This is a genomic window from Peterkaempfera griseoplana (genome assembly GCF_001418575.1).
Lineage (GTDB): Bacteria > Actinomycetota > Actinomycetes > Streptomycetales > Streptomycetaceae > Peterkaempfera > Peterkaempfera griseoplana.
The window spans coordinates 21,977-28,182 of the sequence record NZ_LIQR01000268.1 but is presented as its reverse complement, the minus strand read 5'-3'; the positions used below and the strand labels follow the sequence as shown (position 1 = coordinate 28,182).

9 protein-coding genes and 1 pseudogene are annotated in these 6,206 nt (G+C 70.2%); 2 read left to right on the top strand and 8 right to left on the bottom strand.

What is annotated here, in order from left to right:
- From AOK09_RS20465 to AOK09_RS20435, 7 genes and pseudogenes are all read right to left on the bottom strand, one after another.
- A pseudogene (locus tag AOK09_RS20465) lies at window positions 1–315 on the bottom strand (hypothetical protein); the annotation flags it as partial.
- The gene (locus AOK09_RS20460; protein ID WP_055588669.1) at window positions 312–596 is read right to left on the bottom strand and encodes a hypothetical protein; all 285 of its coding nucleotides are present in this window, start codon (window positions 594–596) and stop codon (window positions 312–314) included. The gene AOK09_RS20460 and the pseudogene AOK09_RS20465, both read right to left, overlap by 4 nt.
- On the bottom strand, window positions 593–994 hold the full coding sequence (locus AOK09_RS20455; RefSeq protein WP_055588668.1) for a DUF6205 family protein: 402 nt from the start codon (window positions 992–994) through the stop codon (window positions 593–595). Before AOK09_RS20455 ends, AOK09_RS20460 begins: the two co-directional genes overlap by 4 nt.
- On the bottom strand, window positions 991–1,542 hold the full coding sequence (locus AOK09_RS20450) for a hypothetical protein (protein WP_055588667.1): 552 nt from the start codon (window positions 1,540–1,542) through the stop codon (window positions 991–993). Before AOK09_RS20450 ends, AOK09_RS20455 begins: the two co-directional genes overlap by 4 nt.
- A 32-nt stretch (window positions 1,543–1,574) precedes the next feature.
- Complete coding sequence (locus AOK09_RS20445; RefSeq protein WP_055588666.1) at window positions 1,575–2,039, bottom strand: hypothetical protein; 465 nt, start codon at window positions 2,037–2,039, stop codon at window positions 1,575–1,577.
- Window positions 2,040–2,145: 106 nt separating this feature from the next.
- On the bottom strand, window positions 2,146–3,063 hold the full coding sequence (locus tag AOK09_RS20440) for a helix-turn-helix domain-containing protein (RefSeq protein WP_055588665.1): 918 nt from the start codon (window positions 3,061–3,063) through the stop codon (window positions 2,146–2,148).
- 144 nt (window positions 3,064–3,207) lie between these two features.
- Window positions 3,208–3,450 carry a helix-turn-helix domain-containing protein gene (locus AOK09_RS20435; RefSeq protein WP_055588664.1) on the bottom strand — a complete coding sequence of 81 codons (243 nt, stop codon included), beginning with the start codon at window positions 3,448–3,450 and terminating at the stop codon, window positions 3,208–3,210.
- 210 nt (window positions 3,451–3,660) lie between these two features.
- Here AOK09_RS20435 and AOK09_RS20430 point away from each other — a divergent pair, with 210 nt between their 5' ends.
- On the top strand, window positions 3,661–4,113 hold the full coding sequence (locus AOK09_RS20430) for a hypothetical protein (RefSeq protein ID WP_055588663.1): 453 nt from the start codon (window positions 3,661–3,663) through the stop codon (window positions 4,111–4,113).
- A 19-nt stretch (window positions 4,114–4,132) separates the two neighbouring features.
- Here AOK09_RS20430 and AOK09_RS20425 read toward each other — a convergent pair whose 3' ends face one another.
- A complete protein-coding gene (locus AOK09_RS20425) occupies window positions 4,133–5,362 on the bottom strand; it encodes an endonuclease domain-containing protein (protein ID WP_055588662.1) in 1,230 nt (409 codons plus the stop codon).
- A 161-nt stretch (window positions 5,363–5,523) separates the two neighbouring features.
- On the opposite strand from AOK09_RS20425, the gene AOK09_RS20420 reads away from it, so the two are divergent.
- On the top strand, window positions 5,524–6,081 hold the full coding sequence (locus AOK09_RS20420) for a hypothetical protein (RefSeq protein WP_055588661.1): 558 nt from the start codon (window positions 5,524–5,526) through the stop codon (window positions 6,079–6,081).
- The last annotated feature ends 125 nt before the right edge of the window (window positions 6,082–6,206 follow it).

Genomic DNA, 6,206 nt, shown 5'->3' with positions numbered 1-6,206 from the left:
GAGCAGCTGGTCGTCGGGGAACTGGATGTACGGCAGTTCCGGCAGGCCGAGGTGCGGGGCGATCCATTCGTTGGCCTCGTGCATCCAGGTGGTGCACCACACGAGGTCGAACGGCAGCGCCTGCAGCGCCGGGCCGTGGGCGGGGTTCAGCCACACGCGGAGCGGCTTCACGTAGGCCGGGGGCTTGTGGTGGCGGGCGACCCACGAGCCGGTCTTCATCCGGTGGGTCTGGTAGCCCTCGGGCCTCCGGTGGGGCTTGGCCGCGTAGGGGTTGAGGGGTCCGTCGATGTCGATCAGGAGAAGAGGGCGGGTCACTGGTCGGGCTCCATCCAGCCGACCGGGAGGTCAGGGGCAATGGTGATGCCGCTGAGCACCAGGTCCTCCGCGTGTTCGGCGTAGCAGTTCGCCTCGGCTTCCAGCCACCGCCCGGGCAACCGCGCTGCGGTGAGACCGGTGGCTTCAAGGATCGGGGCGAGGGGGACGCCAATGCTGCGGGCGATGTGCCAGCCGACGACCACGACGTGGGCCTGGTCGCCTTCGACGGCGCGGACTTCGACGGGGGTGGGGAAGCGTGCGTCCGCGCGGTTGCCGGTCACCGCTGCGCCTCGGGGGTCTCGTCGTCGGGCCAGACGATCCGGGGCTCGACCTTGGTCGCGCGGCCGTCGCGGACGACGACCCGCCACAGGTCGCCGGCCTCCTCGCCTTCGCAGTTGAGGCGGCCGGTGAACTTGTGGCCGGGGAAGGCGTCGACTGCGGCCTGGACGTCGCCGAGGAGGCCGTCGGCTCGGTACTCGCTGATCTCGCGCATGACCAGGGCGGAGGCCGTCCGGCGGAGCAGGGGGCCGTCCGGGGTGTCCACGGTCTCCTCGTCGACGCGCAGGACGACGTCGGAGTCGCGCCAGTTGTCGGATGCGAACCGACTGCCCTGGAACTCGCGCCAGGTGAGGGGCGGGGTGATGGCGAACCCGCCGGTGACGTGGGTGGTGTAGCTCATGACTGGTCTTCTCCCGGGTTCGTGGTCTCGGCCGACCGAGCGGTGCGCTCGGCGGTGAGTGCGCGTTCCCGCCACCGCTGCTTGCCGCCCTGCTGCCGCTCGACCTCGCGGCGGAGGTTCGGGATGGTGGTGCGCTCGGCGAACTCCAGGGCCCTGCGGGCCTTGTCCAGGGACCGCAGGACGCCGCTGCTCTCCTTCTGCAGGTGCTGCATCTGGACGCGCTGGAGCTCCAGCTCGGCGCGGAGCTTCTCGGCGGGGTCGTCGCTGTCGGCGCAGCGGGTGAGGGCGGACTGGAGGCGGCGGACCTCGTCGACGAGGCGGGGAACGTCGCGGTGGGCGTGGACGGCGAACTCGGCGTTCTCCTCGGTCATGTACGAGGGGGTGCCGCCGATGGCGTCGTCGCTGTCGAAGACCGCGACGACGGTGGGGCCGTCGCCGTCGATGCGGTAGCGGCAGATGTTCTCGGGGTCGGTGACGAGGTGCCAGCCGCGTTCGGCGGCGGCGTGGCGCTGCTCGACCTCGGTGAGGTACTGCTCGTCGAGGGGCATAGGGGTGCTCCTTGCTGGTGTGGGCCCGCGGGTCAGCGGCGGGCGAGGAGGGCCGGGCCGACTCCGACCCACCGGGGGTGCTGGTCGGCGGGGCGGCGGGGCTGGCCGGTCATGTCGCAGGCCGCGTCGAGGAGCTGGCGGGCCTTGTCGCGGTCCTCGTGGGACGCCCGTCGACCAGCGGCGACGTCCTCCTGGATGGGCCGCAGCGGATGCACCTGGATGTCGATGCGGCCGCGGGTCCGGTGGGTGCAGTGCCGGGTGGTGATGGCGAGCCAGTCGACGGCGTCGAGGCCGCCGGCGCGGGCGTCGTGGTCGATGCGGTTCCCGAGGGGTTCGCCGCTGGCGGTCCAGGCGTACCAGACGCGGGCGCCGCCGTCGGGGCGGTGGAAGACGATCCACAGCAGGGTCTCGGGGTCGTAGTCGTCGGCGATGCTGTTGACGAGGGCGTACTCGACGGGGGCCTGGTCGCTGGTGGGACGTAGCAGCGTGGCGGTCATGGTGCTGGTCCCCCTGGGGGTGGGTTTGTGGCGGTGTGCTGATGCTGGTGGTGTTCTGGCCGTCGGGTGGGTGGGTTGGTGGAGGTCCCCACGAAGGGGCGAAGGGTCAGGCCGCGGTGTCGGCGACACCGGGGTGGCATGCGGGGCACGGGGCCTTGTCGTCGTTGGGCAGGCGGATGAAGCGGAAGGCGGGGTTGGTGCGGGCGGCGGTGGAGCCGTCGCCGCAGTCGCCGCACCAGGGCGGCAGGCCGGACGTGGCTGCCGGTGGCTGGGTGGTGCGGCGCCAGGTGTCGGCGAGCTCGCCGAGGTCGTTGGCGGCCTTGCGCCACCAGGCGGGGCTGCGGGGGTGGTGCTGTTGGTGCACCCAGGCGATGAAGGCGGTCTCCTGGTCGGGAGGTACGGCGCCGCTCGCGCGTACGGCCCTCTGGGCTGCCGTGGGCCTCTCCTGCGGCGTACTGATCTCTCTCTCGGTGCCGGATGTGGCTGTAGGCAGCTGGGCTGGTTGGTCAGGCGTGTGCGGAGAGAGAGTCTTCTTCCCGCTGGTGTTCTTGGAACTGATCTTCTTATGCGGTGGATTCACCGACGACGGGTGAGCCGACGACGGAAAATCCGACGACGGGCCCGACCTGCGAGCATCCCGCACCTCCGGGCAACTGACGTCTCCGTCCTCCCACGGGGCCGTCGCCATCGCGGGCAGCTCATCAGGCATGTCGGTGATCTCGTAGACGGCATCACCCAACCTGCCGGTCTCCGGGTCTCGCTCCTGGCGACGGTGGAGGTAGCCATACGTCTCAAGCTCGGCCAGCGCCGACCGGATCGCGTCGCGCCCTTCGGGTCCCGCCGCGACCAGGCTGGGGATGGAGATGCCGAAGCCGTCCCGGTGAGTGGAGATCTCGCCGAGGAGTCCGCGAGCGCGGCGGCTCAGCCGTCGGTCCCGCAGGGCGGCGTTGTGCAGCATGGTGAAGTTCCGGCCGATGACATCCGCCGCCATGGGGCCGCGCTTGATGCGCCCCGCGTAGCTCACCTGTCACCGCTGCTCGTGACCGGCTGCGCAGCTGCATCGACTGCTGCCATGATGAATCAGCTCCTTCGCACCCTTTCCGGCCTGAGAAACCGGGGGTGCCGAGTTTGGCGGCCCCGCTCCGGCGGGGCCGTTCTGCTGACTGGGTCAGCCGTCACTCTGGGTCGGGTCCGGCTGGCCAACCGTGCGGACGAGGACGTTGACTGGGGTGCCGTAGGCGGCGGAGATGGCCATAGCGGCTTCGAGTGAGGGGGCGCGGCGGCCGCTGAAGAGGTGGGAGAGGGTGGTCTCGTGGAGGCCAGTGCGGGCGCTGATGTCGCGTCCGGTGGTGTCGCCGTGGGCGGCGGCTGCGGCGCGGACGACGTCGGCTCTGAGGCGAAATTCGGGCATGGGTGTCCCCCTGGCGAATTGGCTTGGTGGCGTGATGCCACCTAGTTACTTGCTCTGCCGATAATCCTGGCAGTTATGTGTCTCACGAGCAAGTTGGCTCGCAGAGCAGTGCACCTCTGAGGCCGAAGATGCAGAACAGTGGCCTCTTGCAGGCCTGCAACTTGCGTGCACGCTAGTCTCGGGACCGCAGGCCACGACCAGGGAGCAGCGATGGACGACGAGCACACCTTCGCCACCTGGCTACGCCAGCAGACCATCCAAGCCGGCTACAACCTCAGCGGCGCCCGATCCGGCGGCCGCTCCCAGCTCGCGAAGGACGCCGGAGTCGCGCTCACCCAGGTCATGCGGGCGTTGGATGGCACGACCGCCCCCGACATCGGCACGCAGCGCGCCATCGCCTACGCCCTCGCGCAGCGCCTCGACAGCGATCAGCACGCGCTCTTCCGGGAGATGCTGCTGCGCTCTGGCACGCTGCGCCCCGAGGACCTCGATCTCCCGGAGGACTGGGCGGCCGCCGCCACTGGGGGCATCGACGTCATCGCCGCCGAGCACAACATCGCCCCAGAGAACCGGCAGCTGTTCGCAGCCGCCGTCGAGTCCGTTGCCGCGGCCATCGCGCAGGCCCAGCAGACCGGCCGGTCAGGTTCGAGCCGTCGGCGGTGACCGCCGGGCCGCGGCCCGGTCACTCGCCGCTCTGCACACTCTCCAACAGGGCCCTGACCACGGAATCAGCCTCCGCAAAGGGGATCGTCACCAGCTGCGGAGCTCGCCAGTTGCAGAAGCACCGGACGGCGAACAGCAGCGCGTCCTCGTGGCCCTCTCGGACCTCGGCCCGCCGTGACTTGCAGCGGCACTGCCCCGCCTCTGCCTCGACGTGGCGGCGCACCACCTCAACGCGATACCGGTCAGGAAGCATCTTCGCGGTGCTGCACCCGGCGCATCGAAGCAGGTGGGCGATACCGTTCGCACGGTTCAGCCAGGGGCCCTGCTCCTCCCTGAGCGTGTGTGCCCACTCCGATGCGTTGCAGCTCGCACAGAGCGGGCCTCGGACGTACCCGTGGTCGTGGCAGTGGTCCCAGACCGCGGCGCGGGTTGTTCCGCATAGGCAGCAGCGGTACTCGTCGGCCCGGACGGCCTTCCGGCGCGGGCTGTCGTATCGGACACCGCGGAACCTGCTGGTGTACTCGGGGAACTCCTCGACAGCACACGCCGGGCACTTGGTGACCCAGCCATCGCTGGTGGCGGCGCGCCACTTCCACGATGCTTCTTCGCCCCCGTCGGTGTAGCAGCCGACGCAGCGCCGGGCGGCGGCTATGAGTCGCTCGTCCAGTGCCTGGCATCGGTCCAGGAGATCCACTACGGTGCGGGGCATCATCCAGCTGCCCTTTGTCCGTACCGGGGGGCCGGCGGTGAGGGCCCAGGCGTGGACCAGGGGCTCCCTGGCAATGGCGGCATCCGTCTCCGCAGAGGGCCGTGGGGGCTCGTTCGTGAGGCGCCGCATCCAGACGCGGACGGTCCGGGCCTTCTCCCCTTGGTCGAAGAGCTCGCGGAAGCTGCCCTGCGTCCCGGTCTGCAGGGCGCTCGCAACCATGGTCCACCGCAGTCTCAGCCGCCAATCGGGACGCCACGGCCAGTCGTGGTTCTCAGGGTTGCGCCAGTCGATACGTATCGGGACGAGGTCATCGGCGTCGATGGTCAGCTCGTTGATGGCGCGAGCTGCGACACGGACTTCCCGGTCGTCGACATACCACCGACCTCGGGTTTTGATGCCGCGTATCGGGGTGGGGCCGAGGAGTATGTGGCCGTGCTGGCGGAACCAGTCCGAGCGCAGCACGGAAGCGTCGACGGGCAGGACCGGGTCGCGGATGAGGTCCAAGAAGTCCTTCTGCGCCTGGCCCAAGCTGATCAGCACAGCGGCATGGTGACATGACGGTCCGACAATCTCGCCGCCACTTGGGCCGTCGAACGCTCTCGAACTCTGCGCAACGAACTCGTCACGCTATGCACATGCCGCCCCAACCGCTGCCACGCTGTCCCCCGACCAGCACCACACCCCGGGGGGATCAAACGACCATGCGCCGCACCACCCTGCCCGCATCCGCCACGCTGCTCACAGCCGCCCTCCTCACCGGCTGCACCAGCACGACCGCGTCGACCAGCGTCGATTCCAACCCGTCGACGATCAGCATCGACCAGAGCGCGGACGCGGAGGCACCGGCGCCCGCGGCGAGCGCAACGCTCAAGAAGCTGCCCGCGGCTGCGGCCCGGAAGCAGGCGGCGAAGATCCTCAAGGCCGAGGATCAGAGGTTCCGCGACCAGCTCGCCAAGGGTCAGCGCCTCGTCGGCACCCCGGGCTTCACCTCCTGGTATCAGGTCGCGATCCTGGGGTTCGGCACCAAGCAGGAGGCATTCAGGAAGGCCGACGGCCTGTTTACCGCCGACAACGAGCCCACCGACCTCATCGAGGCCTGGCGGACCGACAACGGCAATGCGGACGGGGCGATCATCCAGTTCGCCCAGGACGGCACCGCCATGGATGCCCCGAACGCCCAGACTCGGCAGGACGCCCGTGATGCGCTCGCCGCACTGGTGAAGGCCGACAAGGACGCGAGCCGGATCGCCGCTGGCTGATGCGGCCGGGCGAAGGCCCGCCATGAGCGAGGTTAGGTCTTGTCCGCCGACCCCAGGCCCTGGCCGGTTGACCGGCTCCAGTGCGCGGATACCCACGCTGACCTGCTGGTGCCCTCGCGCGTGCC